The 15540-nt window shown below is 41.5% G+C and carries 13 protein-coding genes and 1 tRNA gene; 7 read left to right on the top strand and 7 right to left on the bottom strand.

Going from position 1 to position 15540, the window contains the following annotated elements:
- Nucleotides 1-2: 2 nt before the first annotated feature.
- The 3 genes from ABDV94_RS11720 to ABDV94_RS11710 all read right to left on the bottom strand — a co-directional run bounded on the left by ABDV94_RS11720 (nt 3) and on the right by ABDV94_RS11710 (nt 3199).
- On the bottom strand, nt 3-407 hold the full coding sequence (locus ABDV94_RS11720) for a GNAT family N-acetyltransferase (protein WP_343747371.1): 405 nt from the start codon (nt 405-407) through the stop codon (nt 3-5).
- Between the two features lie 254 nt (nt 408-661).
- Nucleotides 662-2320 (bottom strand): S8 family peptidase, encoded by a 1659-nt coding sequence (locus tag ABDV94_RS11715; RefSeq protein ID WP_343747370.1) that lies wholly within the window; start codon nt 2318-2320, stop codon nt 662-664.
- A gap of 117 nt (nt 2321-2437) precedes the next feature.
- Entirely contained in the window at nt 2438-3199 is a 762-nt protein-coding gene (locus tag ABDV94_RS11710) for a response regulator (protein ID WP_343747369.1), read from the bottom strand.
- Between the two features lie 664 nt (nt 3200-3863).
- On the opposite strand from ABDV94_RS11710, the gene rpiB reads away from it, so the two are divergent.
- Both rpiB and ABDV94_RS11700 read left to right on the top strand, forming a co-directional pair.
- Nucleotides 3864-4304 (top strand): ribose 5-phosphate isomerase B, encoded by a 441-nt coding sequence (gene rpiB, locus ABDV94_RS11705; RefSeq protein WP_343747368.1) that lies wholly within the window; start codon nt 3864-3866, stop codon nt 4302-4304.
- Between the two features lie 108 nt (nt 4305-4412).
- On the top strand, nt 4413-5870 hold the full coding sequence (locus ABDV94_RS11700; RefSeq protein WP_343747367.1) for a M28 family peptidase: 1458 nt from the start codon (nt 4413-4415) through the stop codon (nt 5868-5870).
- Nucleotides 5871-5936: 66 nt separating this feature from the next.
- Here the strand turns inward: ABDV94_RS11700 and ABDV94_RS11695 are convergent, their stop codons facing one another.
- On the bottom strand, nt 5937-6983 hold the full coding sequence (locus ABDV94_RS11695) for a TlpA disulfide reductase family protein (RefSeq protein WP_343747366.1): 1047 nt from the start codon (nt 6981-6983) through the stop codon (nt 5937-5939).
- A gap of 272 nt (nt 6984-7255) precedes the next feature.
- On the opposite strand from ABDV94_RS11695, the gene ABDV94_RS11690 reads away from it, so the two are divergent.
- Complete coding sequence (locus ABDV94_RS11690) at nt 7256-7789, top strand: RNA polymerase sigma factor (RefSeq protein WP_343747365.1); 534 nt, start codon at nt 7256-7258, stop codon at nt 7787-7789.
- Nucleotides 7782-8738: a gliding motility-associated C-terminal domain-containing protein gene (locus tag ABDV94_RS11685; RefSeq protein ID WP_343747364.1), complete on the top strand. Its 957-nt coding sequence runs from the start codon at nt 7782-7784 to the stop codon at nt 8736-8738. Before ABDV94_RS11690 ends, ABDV94_RS11685 begins: the two co-directional genes overlap by 8 nt.
- A 294-nt stretch (nt 8739-9032) precedes the next feature.
- Here the strand turns inward: ABDV94_RS11685 and ABDV94_RS11680 are convergent.
- The 3 genes from ABDV94_RS11680 to gltX all read right to left on the bottom strand — a co-directional run bounded on the left by ABDV94_RS11680 (nt 9033) and on the right by gltX (nt 11070).
- A tRNA-Cys gene (locus ABDV94_RS11680) sits at nt 9033-9103 on the bottom strand.
- Nucleotides 9104-9184: 81 nt separating this feature from the next.
- On the bottom strand, nt 9185-9547 hold the full coding sequence (gene folB / locus ABDV94_RS11675) for a dihydroneopterin aldolase (RefSeq protein ID WP_343747363.1): 363 nt from the start codon (nt 9545-9547) through the stop codon (nt 9185-9187).
- Nucleotides 9544-11070: a glutamate--tRNA ligase gene (gene gltX / locus ABDV94_RS11670; RefSeq protein WP_343747362.1), complete on the bottom strand. Its 1527-nt coding sequence runs from the start codon at nt 11068-11070 to the stop codon at nt 9544-9546. The genes folB and gltX overlap by 4 nt, the downstream gene beginning before the upstream one ends.
- Before the next feature lie 180 nt (nt 11071-11250).
- On the opposite strand from gltX, the gene ABDV94_RS11665 reads away from it, so the two are divergent.
- The 3 genes from ABDV94_RS11665 to ybeY are packed head-to-tail and all read left to right on the top strand — an operon-like array spanning nt 11251 to nt 15472.
- Entirely contained in the window at nt 11251-14592 is a 3342-nt protein-coding gene (locus tag ABDV94_RS11665) for a hypothetical protein (RefSeq protein ID WP_343747361.1), read from the top strand.
- A 26-nt stretch (nt 14593-14618) separates the two neighbouring features.
- Nucleotides 14619-15032 carry an ATP-binding protein gene (locus tag ABDV94_RS11660; protein WP_343747360.1) on the top strand — a complete coding sequence of 138 codons (414 nt, stop codon included), beginning with the start codon at nt 14619-14621 and terminating at the stop codon, nt 15030-15032.
- The gene (gene ybeY / locus ABDV94_RS11655) at nt 15032-15472 is read left to right on the top strand and encodes an rRNA maturation RNase YbeY (protein ID WP_343747359.1); all 441 of its coding nucleotides are present in this window, start codon (nt 15032-15034) and stop codon (nt 15470-15472) included. Before ABDV94_RS11660 ends, ybeY begins: the two co-directional genes overlap by 1 nt.
- Nucleotides 15473-15540: the final 68 nt, after the last annotated feature.

The following is a 15540-nucleotide window of genomic DNA, read 5'->3' as shown; positions in this document are numbered from 1 at the left end:
ATTTACCGGAACAATTCCATCATATTCTCCGGTTTCGATAATTCTTTGAACCCAAATTTCCGGTATAGCTCGTGTGCGTCGGATGTTGCCAAACGCAAAACTTTTACCCCGCTTAAAGCTTCGTGTTCCAGGAGATCATTCATCAGCAATTTGGAATATCCGAGTCCGCGGTGCTTTTCGTCAATAAACACGTCAAGAATATAGGCGAACTGAGCATAATCCGTCACTACCCGGGCATACCCGATTTGTTTTCCTTCGAGGTAAACTCCAAAATTGAGTGAATGCTCGATACACGTTTTTACCGTTTCCAGGCTCCGGCCTTTTGCCCAGTAGGTCTGCGATAAAACTGTCGTGATATATTCCGGATCCAGCAGGCTTTTTTCCGTTGAGATAATCAGCTTTTCCATATTCTAAAATTAGTGTAGAAGCGTTTCTTTAACGCGGAAAATCGCTGTTTATTTTTGCCGAAATTTCTCCTTACAGGGCGAGGGGAAAACCCAAAAACCCAATTTCCCAATATTGGGTCACCCCCTTCTTAAATTCGATTTTTTACAAAAATTCCGGGGAAAACTTTTTAAACTCCCGAACCCTTTTCAACAAATTGAAAAAAAGCTGCCCGACCGAAATCAGACAGCTTGCTGTGAGGTTTACCAATTAAGCGTTAATCCGTGATTTGAACGGACTTTGTAACGATGGTTCCATCGGTATAGTTTAGAGATAAATGATACATTCCTGCCGCCAGGTTCAAATTACTCGTTTCAAATCCCATCTGTGTTTTTTCATAATGCAGCGGTATTTCCTTTCCCGAAAGATCTCTCAGTTTCAATTCTGCAACGGATTGATTGGGAACATACACTTCAAAAGAACCTGTGTTCGGATTCGGATAAATGCTGAATCCTGCTTTTTCAAAGTCCGTTATTCCAAGCTGGCTCATTAGTTCGTTTGCGGCTGCAAACACATTCGGAAGCGGCCCGATTTTATCTGTCACCGGGTAAAGGATTCCCGAAACCTGCGGTTTTCCCGTACTGATAAGTAAATTCCGGATATCGTTTACGGATAACCTGTTCCCGGTGTGTTGTTCATGCAGCGACTGAAGCAGTGTTACCGCACCAACCACGATGGGCGAAGCCCCCGATGTTCCTCCGAATGAGTTGGAATAATAGTAATTAACACCTTCAGCCGAATAAGCCGTTCCGTAGCCGGTTGTGACAACTCCTTCTCCGTTTCCCTGCACATCGATGCGGCTTCCGTAATTGGAAAACCACAACTTGGAACGCGGCGTATCTGCTATTCCAACGGCTCCTGCACCAACTATGATCGCTTCTGAGCGATTTTCCGGCAGGAAGGGATAATGTCCGCCGTTGTCCTGGCTGAAAAGCGGTTTGTCCAGATCCTGACTCCCGTTTCCGGCAGCTTCTACTACAATGATTCCATTTCCGGAAATCAATTGAATGGCATCGTAGAACGGTTCGTACCACTCCACCGGGGCATATCCTTCGTCCGGAGTTCCGTCAAATGCCATGATCTGCTGTTCAATCAACACGACATCTCCGGCATTCAATTCCGTCAATGTACTAATCAACGCTTCTTCCAGGTAGTAAGACAAACCGATATACGCTCCGGCAAAATACAATTCACTTTCGTACGCAATTCCGGTTGTTCCGATTCCGTCGTTCAACGACGCGATTTCTCCCAGTACAGCTGTTCCATGGTCGGTCCCAAAACCTGGATCTTCGGGCGTCGGCCCGATAATCGTAACGGAAGGTAAATCTACGTGATCGGCGTTGAATTGGTATTCAATATCACACACTTTGATTCCGGCTCCGTGATTGTTATAGGCATTCCAAAATTCCTGCACATGAATTCCCGGATTTTGATCGAACAAATACACTTGTGAAGCCTGGAAATCCGGTGCAACCGGCAAACTCAATTTCGGCGGAATGCTCACGTAATGAATCTGTGCCAGGTTTTCCAGTTCCCGTTTTGCTTTTTGAAGATCTGCATCGCTGTTCAAATGAAATTCAAACAAGGTGAACGGATTCGACAGATTCTTCTTCAAGCGTTGTTTCGCCTTTTCGTAATAGGACTTTAAAAGTTCCGGGGAAATGGAATAAAACGGTTCCCAATGTCCGTATTGCGTCAAAAGTTCCGAGTTCGGATAGGTTTGGCCGTTGAGCAGCAATTTTCCTGATTCCAGGGAAAGAACCGTTTGGTCTTCAAACTTGACATGTAAGATCCGCGAAGCGGAATTTTTGGGGGAATTTTGAGAAAAAACAAAAAAAGAACCCGTTGAGATCAAGACAAGTAGCAATCTTTTCATAAGCCTGTTTTTCCCAATGCTACGGAATTATTCCCAATGCCATTTCAACAAAATGATATAACGGCGAAAGTATTGAGGGAAAGGTATTTGAAAAGCTGTAATCCGAAAATCAGGATGCTAGAGCATTTTAATGCGGTTGGTCAGTTCGTCTCTATAGGATCCACCGATCGGGATCAGTTTGCGGTCGTTTTCCAGCTGTAAATTCGGGAAATCAATCGAAGCGATTTTATCCAGGCGGACGATGAATGAGCGGTGAACACGGATAAACTGGTCGGTTCCCAGCTTCGTTTCGATATCCTTCATCGTTGAATGGATCGTATAACGTGTTTCGTTGGTGTTAATAACTACGTAATCCTTCAGTGCTTCAATGAAATAGATATCGTGCATATTCAGCTTCACCAGCTTGCTGTTGGATTTCACAAAGATGAATTCATTCAGGGAATCTTTCTCTTTGTTTTCAACCAGTGAATAGAGCATATCACGCTCGCGCTCCACCTCCTGCTCTTTTTTATGTTTATAAAGCGCCATTTCAATGGAAGTGTGTAAATCAATTTCCTTGAAGGGCTTTAAAATATAACCGTAAGGTTCGGTAACTTTTGCTTTTGACAACGTAGCTTCGTCTGCATAAGCTGTTAAGTAAATAACCGGAATGGAGTATCGGTTCCGGACGATTTCTGCGGTTTCAATCCCGTTCATTTCGCCTTTCAGCATGATGTCCATTAAAACAATATCCGGCTGATTTGCTTCGAGTAGTTCAAGTGCTTTTTCGCCTGACGGGGCTGCACCAATTACGTGGTATCCAAGCTTTTTCAAACTCGACTGGATATCCTTCGAAACGATGAATTCATCTTCTACAACTAATACATTAGCCTTCGTCATTCTTTACAGCTTTGGATTCAAAAGTAATTAAAATTGAGATTTAATCACCATCTCTTTTAATTATTTCATAGACGCATTCATTTGGTTCGTCTATTCGAATATAAACTTTAACTATGAATTGTCCAAATTCATCTTCGAAACGGAAGAGGGATAATAATATAGAATAAAAACTTTTTAAAAAGAAAATCTATTATTTCTATTAGGGGTGTGAATTCGTGTAAAACTTTCGGATCAATGATTCGTTTTTTTAATTTATGAGTTATTTCAGTCAGTTTATTGACAATTACTATCCGTTTAGATAGGTTCAAATTCAGTGATTTGAATAGATATGAACAAATAGTGTAGAATTGTTCATGTGGATAAAATGATTTGGTTTAGCTGTGTTAATATGTGTTTAACACAGTGTATAAATTGGCTATAAATTCACTTAACATAACAGTGCTTAATCCGAAATCTTGTACATATGATGAAATAGTTCGGATTTCCTAGGAATAGTTATTGAATTTTTCGAACAGTTATTGACAGCACGGGTATTGGAAGCTGTGTAAAACTACTTTTTAAAAGGACTTATAAATCAAGGGATTGACGGAATGCAATTTTTCTTATTGTTAATTGATTGTGCGATTTGTTGATAAGGTGTAATTTTGACAAAACGTTTATAGATATGTCTCAAGTTATTCCAATCGGAGCGGACCACGCAGGATTTCAATTGAAATCAGAAGTTATTAAGCATTTAGAATCATTGGGTTACCAGGTAAAAGATTATGGATGCTACAGTGAAGAAAGCATTGATTATGCAGATTTTGGTCACCCGGTTGCCGATCATGTGGAAGCAAATGAAGGTTCCAAAGGAATTGTAATCTGCGGAAGTGGAAACGGTATTAACATGACTGTGAATAAACACCAGGGAATTCGTGGAGCACTTTGCTGGAAAAAAGAAATTGCCCGGCTGGCACGCGAACACAACGATGCAAACATCTTAACACTGCCTGCACGTTTCATTTCTACGGAAGAAGCATTGGAAATGGTGGATATTTTCTGGAACACTGCTTTCGAAGGCGGAAGACACCTGAATCGTATTCATAAAATCCCTGTTTGTAAATAAGGATCTTCAGATACAAGAGTCAAGACTAAGAACAGACTTGTCTTGACTCCATAAATCTTGTCTCTTGATTCTTCCCATTCAATTCTCCCTTCTCAATTATATTAAAGTATGAAGAACGTTCTCAGCATATTGTTTTCAGGCGCTTTGTTAGTCTGCCATTCCCAGGATCAAATTGATGTTGCCAAAAAATACAGTACCTATATTAATGAAGCAGATTTAAAAAAGAATCTGTCAATCATTGCTGCAGATGATTACCTGGGACGTGAAACCGGGAAACAAGGTCAGAAAATGACAGCTGCGTTCTTAACAGCTTACTTCCAAAAACTGGGGTGTGCTTACGCTCCGGGAATGACCGGTTATGAACAACACTTTGATGTAATAGAAACGACACCAGGTGGAACCTTGAATCTGAGTGGTTTGAATCTGAATTTTAAAACAGACTTTATCTATTATGGTTGTAAATCAAAAACCAAATTGGAGAACTTGCCTGTTTATTCTAAGGATCAGTTATCAACAATCGGAGATCAACCGTGTTATTTGGCTTATGAGTTAACAAGCATGGAAGTGCGCAAGGAAGTAACTGCTTTGAAAAAAGAACTTCCTAAAAATGTGAAGGGAATTGTATTGGTTTCCAGTAAATACGATGCGCTGTACGAATACCTGGAGCATTATGTGACAACCAAAACCATGTACCTGGCCGATCAGAAAAAGAAAGAGGAATTCCCGATTTTGTTTGTAAAGGAATCATCCCTGGAAACACTGAAGAAAAAATCAAACGGATTTTTGACCGGAAAAGGAGTAGCTCTGAAAGTATCGAAGCCGGTTTTCACCCTGAATGCCGAACTGAATATACAAGAGGATAAACTCACAAGTTCCAACGTACTGGCTTATATTGAAGGAAGTGATCCGGTACTTTCAAAAGAAGTGGTGATCATTACGGCACATTACGACCACATTGGTGTAGATAACGGATTGGTTTTCAATGGAGCAGATGACGACGGAACCGGAACAGTAGCGTTGTTGGAATTGGCAGAAGCTTTTATGGAGGCAAAGAAAAACGGACAAGGTCCGAAACGCTCAATTCTGATCATGCCTGTTTCCGGAGAAGAAAAAGGATTGCTTGGTTCGGACTATTATTCTTCTCATCCAATCATTCCGCTGGAAAATACCGTGGCAGATTTGAATATCGACATGATCGGGAGAAACGACATTGCACACGAAAAAGACACCAATTACATTTACATCATTGGTTCCAATATGCTGAGCGACGGATTGCATGAAGCAAATGAAAAAGCAAACGAACAGTACACGCGCTTGAAACTGGATTACAAATTCAACAGTTTATCAGACCCGAATCAGTTCTATTATCGCTCAGATCATTATAATTTTGCGAAATTCAACATCCCGGTGATCTTTTACTTCAGTGGAGTACACGAAGATTACCACCAGGCGACAGATGATGTAGAGAAGATTATTTTCCCGAAAGTCGAGAAAGTAGCTAAACTGGTTTTCTTCACAGCCTGGGAATTAGCGAATGCTGCTAAACGTATTACGGTCAATCACTAAGAATTTGTTGTCTTGTCGAGTGTCCCGATATTTTAATCGGGATGTATCGAGAGAAAGACATATTCATTAATTGATTCCCAGCAGCGATTCAATCAACGCATTGGTCTTTTTAACGTATTCCAGGTACACTTCCCCCGTTCCGGGGCCATTGAACCCGGTGTGAATACGTTTTACTTCACCGTCTCTCCCGATGTAGATAGAAGTCGGGAAAGAAATCACTTCGTTGAGCATGCTGAATTGTTCGGAAGCAATTCCCTTGGAAGCTTTTCCTCCTACCAGGAAGGTGAAATTCAGGTTTTTGCGCTGTTTCAGTGTAAGAATCTTTTTCGCCTGGTCTTCAAATGAATCAGCAGCTTCATATCCGATGGAGATGATTTCCAATCCTTTTGAATGGTATTTATCATACAATTCCTTGTAGTAATTCGTTTCGTCCATACAGTTCGGACACCAGGTTCCCATGATTTGGATAATCACCACTTTTCCTTTCGTATCGTCATTCGGGAAATGATAATTCTTTCCGTCAAGGGTTTTCAGGTCGAGCGTGAAATCACGGGAATCTCCTTTCAGCATCGTAATGGAATCCGGATCACGGAGTTCGAAATTCGGATTGTAGGTTGCAACGAAGTTGGTAGAGTAATGTTTTCCGCTGTAGAAAAAGCCCTGTACTTTCTGATCCTTGATGGTTCCGTTTAAAAGAAATGCATGCGAACCGTCAAAGGCAGAAAGATAGAATTTAGATCCGTCGATGTAACCTTCCAGGAAACGGTAATCTCCTGTTTCGGTTCTGAAAGTTCCTGTAATGTGATTTTGGTTTTGAGAAATGATTCCTAATGCATCTTCCTCGTCATTGGTTTCCGGAGAGAAGTGCGTTTCCCATTTTCCATTGAGATTTCCGCTAGCTTCTTCTATTTTTCGTGGTTTTGGATTGAAATTCGCGAAAAATGGTATTTTGTAATTGGCTCCTTTATTATAGTTAAACCAAAAACCCCTGATTTCTTTCTTTTTATCGGTAATGAAACGCAGCTCGGAATCGAAACTCGGAAAAGGAAGAATGATGGTATCTCCTTTGTTAATTCCGTTGGTGAGTTCAATGCGTTCTTCGGCATTATTCACAACCAGAATAGTTCTTTTTTGCTTTTTTTCGACTGTTAAATGTACAGGTAATTGCGTTGTTTCGTTTAATTGAAGATAAGCCGAATAAGATCCTGGTGTGAGTGAAATCTTTTGAGAGTATGAACATGTTGCTGACAGAGTACTCAGCAACAAAAAGGTAAGCTGTAATTTCATGGAGTCCTAAAGTCGTACTAAGTTAATTTTTATTTTGAAGAAAAAAGACTAATGCAACCTTTTTTGGTAGTTTAGAGTCTATTGATACAGCAAGTGCTATGGAAGATTTAACATTGGTAAATGAATGCGCCAAAGGAAATTCAAAAGCACAGCGAGCGTTGTTTGATAAGTTTGCTCCCAAGATGCTGGCAGTATGTCAGCGTTACCTGCGGAATAACCAGGAGGCTGAAGACGTTTTACAGGATGGTTTTGTAAAAGTGTTTCAGAAGATTGTGGATTTCAAAATGGAAGGATCTCTGGAAGGATGGATTCGAAGAATTATTGTGAATACAGCTTTGGATACCATTCGAAAGAACAAGAAACTATTGGATGACGTGCAGGTTGAAGAGGTTCAATACAAAGTATCTTTTACCGATCATCAATTCGAAGGAATGGATCTGGCACAGTTAATGAAATTAATTAACGAAATGCCTGATGGATACCGGGTTGTCTTCAACATGTTTGCAATAGAAGGATATTCGCATAAAGAAATAGCAGATACACTGGGAGTGACGGAGAATACCTCCAAATCACAATACTCGCGTGCACGAGCTTTTTTACGCACTCAATTAGAATTATTAGAACGTGATTGAACAAGATAACATACAAGAACTGTTTTCAAAAGCTTTTGAAAACCAGACTGCCCCGGTGAGGCCGGAGTTGTGGGCTGGCGTTCAGGCGAAAATGGCTGCTGCAGGAGTTGCTTCGAGTGCAACTGTTGCAACAAAAGGTCTTTCTGCGTTAACAAAATGGTTGATCGGATCCGCTGCAGTGGGAACTGTGGGTGTGGTTGCAACGGTGGTTGCCCTGAATTCAGGAGATGAATCAACGAATCAACAAAACCAAACTGCTCAGAAAGAAACCACACAAATTGCATCGGTAACGGAAGACACTCCGGTAAAAGAAAATACCCTGCAATTAAATACGCCTGTAAATTCGAATGCTCCTAAAGTTGCTGGAAAAGAAGCAACAACACCTGATCCTTCGGCGAATCCGAATAAGGCAGATGTATTGAAGCACGACCTGAAAATCGGGGAAGATACTCCTACTCTTTCGGATAAAAAGACCGACAGTAAAACAGACGATAAGAAGATTGCAGAAACAAAACAACCGGAAGATAAAAAAGTAAGTCCGGCAGCTGGAAGTGGAGCACAATCCGGAACTCCGGTAACGAATCCGAAAGGATCAGCAACCGAAACGTCTCCGAAGAAATATCCTGAAAACACAGACAAACAGGTATTTGCAGAATTGGAAGCAAAAGTGACTCACTTCCCGAATGCCTTTTCTCCGAACAACGACGGTGAAAACGATACGTATTTCGTGAAAGTAGAAAACATCGCTGATTTCCGTTTGATTATTTTCGATGACCACAACCGCCTGGTATTCGAAACAAACGATCCGAAAGAAGCATGGGATGGAAGAAATCAAGCCGGAGAGGAAGCTCCTGAAGGAATGTACGCTGCAGTTGTAACAGGAAAACAACAAGGTGGAAAAAGCTTCAGAGACATTCAAATGTTCCAATTGATGCGCCAACGAAACTAATAATTTACACACATAAACTGAAACAAAGTGAACAGGAAAAGCACTCGTCGATTGGCGGGTGCTTTTTTGATTTATACCGCGAATACAGACTTAAATTTGCGATATAAACGTATTTCCCGCAGACTAATTGGTTAATCTATTCAAGCAATAATCCTTTGCGTTTCGTTTAATTCAAACCATGTAATTTGTGAGGTATACGGGATTTGCGCAATCAGCGGGAAATTTCAAATCACTCAAGCTTTGGGAGAAGACATAAAACAAAAAAGTCTTCACCAACTGATGAAGACTTTTAAGAGGTCTCGTCCGGATTCGAACCGGAGTACACGGTTTTGCAGACCGTTGCCTAACCGCTCGGCCACGAGACCTTATTGTGCGGGCAAAAATAGTAAATATTTCTTTAATGCCGACGAAAAATCACTTTTTATCGGCATTAATCGTGGGTCAATCTACCAGTTTCCCGATTCAATAATAATTGCCACATGGTCTACATCGCCGTTTATCGGCGGACAGATTTTCGTGACTTTTACCCTTAATCCGATTAATCCGTTGATTTCCTGTTCGATGCGTGAAACAATGCGCTGACCGACGTGTTCGATCAATTTGGATCGAATGGCCATCTCTTGTTCCACAATCGCATTGATATGAACATAATCAATCGTTTGGCTTAACTCATCGCTTAAAGCTGCTTGTTGAAAGTCGGTTCTCATGTGGACATCTACGACGTAGTTTCCACCGATTTTTCCTTCTTCCTCCAGGCATCCGTGAAACGCATAGAGTTTAATTCCGTTTACTTCAATGGTGTGTTTCATCCCAATTTGGCTAATCCGTCGTTCATGCGGTTCAAACATTCGTCTTTCCCGAGATAAGCAGCGATTTCAAACATAGAAGGTCCTGTTCCTGCTCCTGTTACCAGCAAACGGAACAAAGGAAGTACCGCACCGATTCCCAAAGATTTCTCTTCCAGGAATGCTTTAAATGCACCTTCAACAGATCCCGCATCAAATGAAGCAAGTGCTTCCAGTTTGCTTTTCCATTCCGTCATCAAAGCACCTGATTCCGGCTTCCATTTCTTGGAAACAGTTTGTTCGTCGTAAGATTCCGGTTTGAAAATCAGGTAAGAACCTTCCGTCATCATATCTTTTACGAACGTTGCGCGTTCTTTCATCAAGTGACAGAATTGTGCAATTTTTTCATCACTTTCCGCAAGATTAAATTGAGATTTGAGCATTTGTGCTAAATCTGCATCGCTCGTTGCTTTTAAATATTGCTGTTGGAACCACTTGGTTTTGTCCGGATCAAACTTTGCTCCTGCCTTGCTGACACGCTCTAAACTGAATGCTTCAACCAATTGATCGAGGCTGAAAATCTCCTGAGTAGTTCCAGGATTCCATCCGAGAAAAGCAAGCATGTTAATAAAAGCATTGTGTAGATATCCACTCTCACGGTAACCCGTAAAGGATTCCATATTTCCTGTCTTGGGATCTTTCAGGTTTCCTGAAATGGGGAACACTGGAAAACCTAAACGGTCGCCATCGCGTTTTGACAATTTTCCGTTTCCGTCCGGACGAAGCAGTAACGGCAGGTGTGCAAACTGCGGAGCATCCCATCCAAATGCCTGATAAAGCAAAATATGCAGAGGTGCAGAAGGCAACCACTCTTCTCCGCGAATCACGTGAGAGATTTTCATCAAATGATCATCCACGATGTTTGCCAAGTGGTAAGTCGGAAGACCATCACTTTTGAATAACACCTTGTCATCCAGGTTGTTAGTGTTCACAACTACCCATCCACGGATAATATCTTCGAAACGGACATCTTCATTACGAGGCATTTTCATACGAATGACAAACTTGTCACCGGCTTCCAATCTTCTCTTTACTTCGTCTGCAGGAAGAGTCAGGGAGTTTTTCAGGTTTGTACGCGTTACACTGTTGTACTGCCAGTTAGGCATTCCCATATTTTTTGCCTGTTCGCGAACAGCATCCAGTTCTTCCGGAGTGTCAAATGCGTAATATGCTTTGTCGTTTTCAATCAACTGAAGTGCGTACGGTTTATAAAGATCCATCCGCTCACTTTGAATGTAAGGACCGTATTCGCCACCGATACCAGGACCTTCAGTAGGCATGATTCCACACCATTGCAGGGATTCCATAATGTAATCTTGTGCTCCGGGAACAAAACGTTCCTGGTCGGTATCTTCTATTCGAAGAATGAACGTTCCATTGTGGTGTTTTGCAAAAAGATAATTATAAAGTGCCGTTCGAACACCTCCCATGTGTAAAGGTCCAGTTGGAGATGGTGCGAAGCGGACACGTACGTTAGACGAACTCATGCTTGTAAATTTTATGCAAAAGTAATTAAATAATGCCCCGATTCCGAAATTGAAAGACTCCGAAGAACGAGAAAGATTAACCTTTTTTAAGAGTAAAGTGTACAGGGGGTTAGAAAAGGAAGAAGACGTTCTGTATGAACTTTTCTACTTTAGTAAGTTATTCGAATAAGAATTGTTTTTATGTCAGCTTTTGATCGCTTAATTGAACAAATAGACGCCTTTATCCGGAAGTATTACAAGAGTGAAATATTGAAGGGTGTTTTAATCGTGACCGGCTTTTTGCTGGCTTCCTGGTTAACGGTGAGCGTGCTGGAATACTTCGGCCGTTTCCCGAGTTCGGTGCGTTTTATTTTGCTCCTGTTATTTATCGGTACGAACGGCTATTTGCTTGTGCGCTACTTCCTGCTTCCGTTTATGCGTTTGTACTCATTCGGAAAACGGATTAACCGCACACAGGCTGCAAAAATTATCGGAGCATTTTTCCCGAATGTTTCAGACCGTTTGTTGAATACCTTACAGCTGAATGAAATTGTCAATGAAGACGACCGGAGTTTTGAATTGATTCGTGCGAGTGTTTCACAACGATCAAATGAATTGCTGTCCGTGAAATTTGAAGAAGCAGTTCGTTACGAAGAATCAAAGCGTTATTTAAAGTATGTGATTCCGGTGGTGTTGATCTTCGGGGCAGTTGCTGTTTTTACTCCGGGATGGATTACCAAAGGATCATCCAACGTAGTGAACTTTTCTCGTGCACAGGAAGCTCCGTTTGATTTTCACCTGGTGGGAAAGAAAGACCGTTTGAAAGAAGGAAGCTCGTATAACGTGGAAGTCGACATTACCGGCATGTATGTTCCGGAGCACGTGTTCCTGGTTTCAAACCGCGGACGCTACAAAATGAATAAAGTACGTAAGAACCGCCTGGCTTTCCCGATTGACAATTTGAAATCCGATTTTGTGTTTCACTTTGAAAGTGAAGGATTTCAGTCGAAAGAATTTGCAGTGAAAGTATTGGGGAATTCTTCCCTGGGGAAAGTAGTTGCCACATTGCACTATCCGAAATATTTAAAGAAGAAAGATGAACGCCTGCTGAACATCGCGGATTTGGATTTGCCAGAAGGAACCAAAGTAGATTGGTCGGTAGAAGCGCGCAATGTGAGTTGGTTTAAAGTGTTTGGGAAAACATTCTCAAAACGCTTTGATTCCGCAAATGGAGAGTTTCAAACTACGTTTAAAAACGATGAGAACCTGAACTTTGTATTGAAGAACAAAGACTTAAATGTGATGGATACTTCCAATATCCAGGTACATGTAATCAAAGATGCCTTCCCTTCTATTCTTGTTTCGGAGAATGTGGATTCTATCAAACCATCTGTGCGTTTATTCGAAGGATTGATCTCGGATGATTACGGTTTGACTTCACTTTATTTCCTCTATACCATTAAAAAGAAAGGTGGTGCAGAATTGAAGCGAAAAATGCTCGTGGATAACTATTCCGGAACGAGTGATAAATTCGCTTTTGCAGTAGACTTTAGTCGGGACAATATTGGTGTGGAAGACAAGATTTCTTACCACTTCCAGGTATATGACAACGACGGTGTGAACGGATCGAAAAGCACGTCTTCACAAAGTTTTGTGTATGAATTACCCACGCTCACCAATTTGAACGATAAGCGTGACGAAGTTCAGAAGGAATTGAAGAATGCATTGACAGATGTTTACAAGAAAACCGAGCAGTTTCAGAAAGACGTGAACAAACTCCAGAAGTCCTTGATGAATAAATCAAAAAGCGACTTTAAGAATATGGAGCAGGTTCAATCGCTGAAACAGCAACAGCAAATGCTCCAGGAAGAATTGCAATCCATCAAGGATAAAATGGATGCGAGTAACCAGGAGAAAAATAAACTGAGCGAGCAGGATGAGGAATTGCTGAAGCAGCAGGAACTGATTGAAGAATTGCTGAAGGAGGTCATGGACGATGAGTTGAAAAAACTCCTGGATGAATTGGAAAAACTGATGGAGAAAAACGATCAGATCCAAATGAAGAATGAAACGCAAAAGCTGGATCAATCGAGTGATGAAATGAAAAAGCAACTCGATCGTACCATGGAAATGCTGAAGCGTTTGCAGGTGAATGAGAAAATTGATGACCTGGAAAAAGAGTTGGATGAACTGGCGAAAGAACAGGAACAACTTGAAAAAGATATCAAGAATGAAAAGCTGAACGAAAAAGATGCTTCGAAGAAACAGGAAGAGCTGAATAAAAAGTTCGATGACCTGAAGAAAGACATGCAGGAAATGCAGAAGCTCAATGATGAGTTGGAGCGTCCGATGCCGATTGATTCCTTCGAGCAGGAACAGCAGGAAATCTCCAATGAGATGCAGGATGCGAAAAGCAAACTCGATCAGGGGAAGAAGAGCAAAGCGGGAGAGAGTCAGAAAAGTGCGGCTCAGAAAATGAAAGAGCTTTCCGATCAGTTGAACAACCAGCAGGAATCAGCTAATAAAAAGCAGAATGAAGAAGACATGAGTTTGATTCGGTTGCTGCTGGAGAATTTGATGTCTTTGAGTTTCGATCAGGAGTACGTGATGAACCGGTTCGGAAAGGTAAAAGACATGGATCCTTACTATAATAAATTGGGACGAAAACAACGAAGCATTATCGATGACAACAAAATTGTAGAAGACAGTTTGATGGCTTTGGCGAAACGTCAAACGAAGATTGCTCCGTTTATTGATAAAGAATTGAAAGATATCCGTTCAAATTTCGGTTTGATTACCGACGAAATCGGAGAGCACAACCGCAGAAGTTTGCAAACGCATCAGCAATACGTCATGACGAGTTACAACAATTTGGCGTTGATGTTGAATGAAAGCTTGCAGGCGATGCAGCAGCAACAGCAGGCACAACAACAAAAACCTGGTTCCGGTTCGTGCGATAATCCGGGTGGAGCCGGACAGAAACCAAGTGGCGGACAAATGTCGCCCGGTGACATGAAAGAAATGCTGAAGAAGCAATTAGAACAAATGAAGAAAGGCCCGAATCCCGGAGGAAAAGAACCAGGCAATAAAGAAGGTCAGGGAACAATGGGAATGCCCGGACTCGGAAACAAAGAAGTTGCAAAGATGGCTGCCCAGCAAACGGCCATTCGTCAGCGGTTGGAACAACTGCGAAACGAAATGAACAAAGACGGACAAGGAAAGGGAAATCAATTGAACCCATTGATCAAAGAATTGGAACAACAGGAAAAGGATTTAATCAATAAACAATTCTCCCCGGAGATGATCCGTCGCCAGCAAGACATTTTAACACGCCTGCTGGAAAGTGAAAAATCCCTGAGAGAAAGAGGGTTTGAAGAGAAGCGTGAATCGACTTCAGGAAAAAATGTGAATTATGGTAACCTTATTCGATTTGATGAGTATAAGCGTAACAAGCTTGGACAAGTTGAGTTGTTGCGTGCCGTGGATCCTTTACTGACAAAGTACTATAAGGACAAAGCAAGTAAATACTTCAATCAGTTCTAGTGAACGTAGAACATTAAATGAATAGAATGAAAGAAGGGTTTACTTTAATTGATTCGTTAAGCATTCCTTCAGAATTGAATAACTTGCCAGCGGTTGAGTCAATGATCGATAAAGCATGTCAAACGATAGGTATCGATGAAGATATGTACGGCAATGTGCTGATTGCGGTAACAGAGGCTGTAAACAATGCAATCATTCATGGGAATGCATCGCATCAATCGAAAGCAGTGAAGCTGGAGTTTTATGAAACGAGTGAAGGTTTCGGTTTCAAGATTTGTGATGAAGGAACGGGTTTTGATCATCTGCATCTCCCCGACCCTACTGCTCCGGAGAATATTGAGAAGGAAAACGGACGCGGGATTTTCCTGATGCGGAACCTGGCCGATGAAGTTTCTTTCAATGATCTGGGAAATGAAGTGACTGTTTTTTTTAATAAGTGATGGTAGAAGTTTTTTTTGAGGATATAGATGAAGTTCCGGGTGTCAACCCGGAATTTTTGTTTGCATGGTATACCAACGTGTGTGAAGTTGAGCAAAAGCAGCTGGGAGAAGTCTCCCTGATTTTTTGTTCGGACGAACATTTGTTGGAAATGAATAAAGAGTATTTGGAACACGATTATTATACGGACATTATCACCTTCGATTATACGGAAGGTGCTTTGGTTTCGGGTGATTTGTTTATCAGTTTGGATCGTGTGCAGGATAATGCAGATGAATTTGATGTTTCGTTCCAGGATGAATTGCACCGGGTGTGCGTTCACGGTCTTCTCCACTTGTGTGGATATAAGGATAAGTCGGAAGCTGATGAAGAACTCATGCGCTCGAAGGAAAACGAAATGTTGTCTTTGCGAAAGTTCCACGTGGAACACTTGAAAGGTTAGTACGTTTGTTCCACGTGGAACAAAGTGTGAAACCGAAGATCGATTTTGAAGTGCCAGGTTGAAAATCG

Origin of the sequence: Fluviicola sp. (genome assembly GCF_039596355.1) — a bacterium.
Classification (GTDB): domain Bacteria; phylum Bacteroidota; class Bacteroidia; order Flavobacteriales_D; family Crocinitomicaceae; genus Fluviicola.
The sequence above is the reverse complement of the archived record's forward strand: the minus strand, read 5'-3'. Positions and strand labels throughout refer to the sequence as shown.

Excerpts from the sequence above, each read along its gene's own strand:
- ABDV94_RS11690 (WP_343747365.1), top strand. The coding sequence starts at position 7,256 with ATGGAAGATTTAACATTGGTAAATGAATGCGCCAAAGGAAATTCAAAA.
- ABDV94_RS11665 (WP_343747361.1), top strand. The coding sequence starts at position 11,251 with ATGTCAGCTTTTGATCGCTTAATTGAACAAATAGACGCCTTTATCCGG.
- ybeY (WP_343747359.1), top strand. The coding sequence starts at position 15,032 with ATGGTAGAAGTTTTTTTTGAGGATATAGATGAAGTTCCGGGTGTCAAC.
- ABDV94_RS11710 (WP_343747369.1), bottom strand. The coding sequence starts at position 3,199 with ATGACGAAGGCTAATGTATTAGTTGTAGAAGATGAATTCATCGTTTCG.
- ABDV94_RS11660 (WP_343747360.1), top strand. The coding sequence starts at position 14,619 with ATGAAAGAAGGGTTTACTTTAATTGATTCGTTAAGCATTCCTTCAGAA.
- folB (WP_343747363.1), bottom strand. The coding sequence starts at position 9,547 with ATGAAACACACCATTGAAGTAAACGGAATTAAACTCTATGCGTTTCAC.
- ABDV94_RS11720 (WP_343747371.1), bottom strand. The coding sequence starts at position 407 with ATGGAAAAGCTGATTATCTCAACGGAAAAAAGCCTGCTGGATCCGGAA.
- ABDV94_RS11715 (WP_343747370.1), bottom strand. The coding sequence starts at position 2,320 with ATGAAAAGATTGCTACTTGTCTTGATCTCAACGGGTTCTTTTTTTGTT.
- gltX (WP_343747362.1), bottom strand. The coding sequence starts at position 11,070 with ATGAGTTCGTCTAACGTACGTGTCCGCTTCGCACCATCTCCAACTGGA.
- rpiB (WP_343747368.1), top strand. The coding sequence starts at position 3,864 with ATGTCTCAAGTTATTCCAATCGGAGCGGACCACGCAGGATTTCAATTG.
- ABDV94_RS11700 (WP_343747367.1), top strand. The coding sequence starts at position 4,413 with ATGAAGAACGTTCTCAGCATATTGTTTTCAGGCGCTTTGTTAGTCTGC.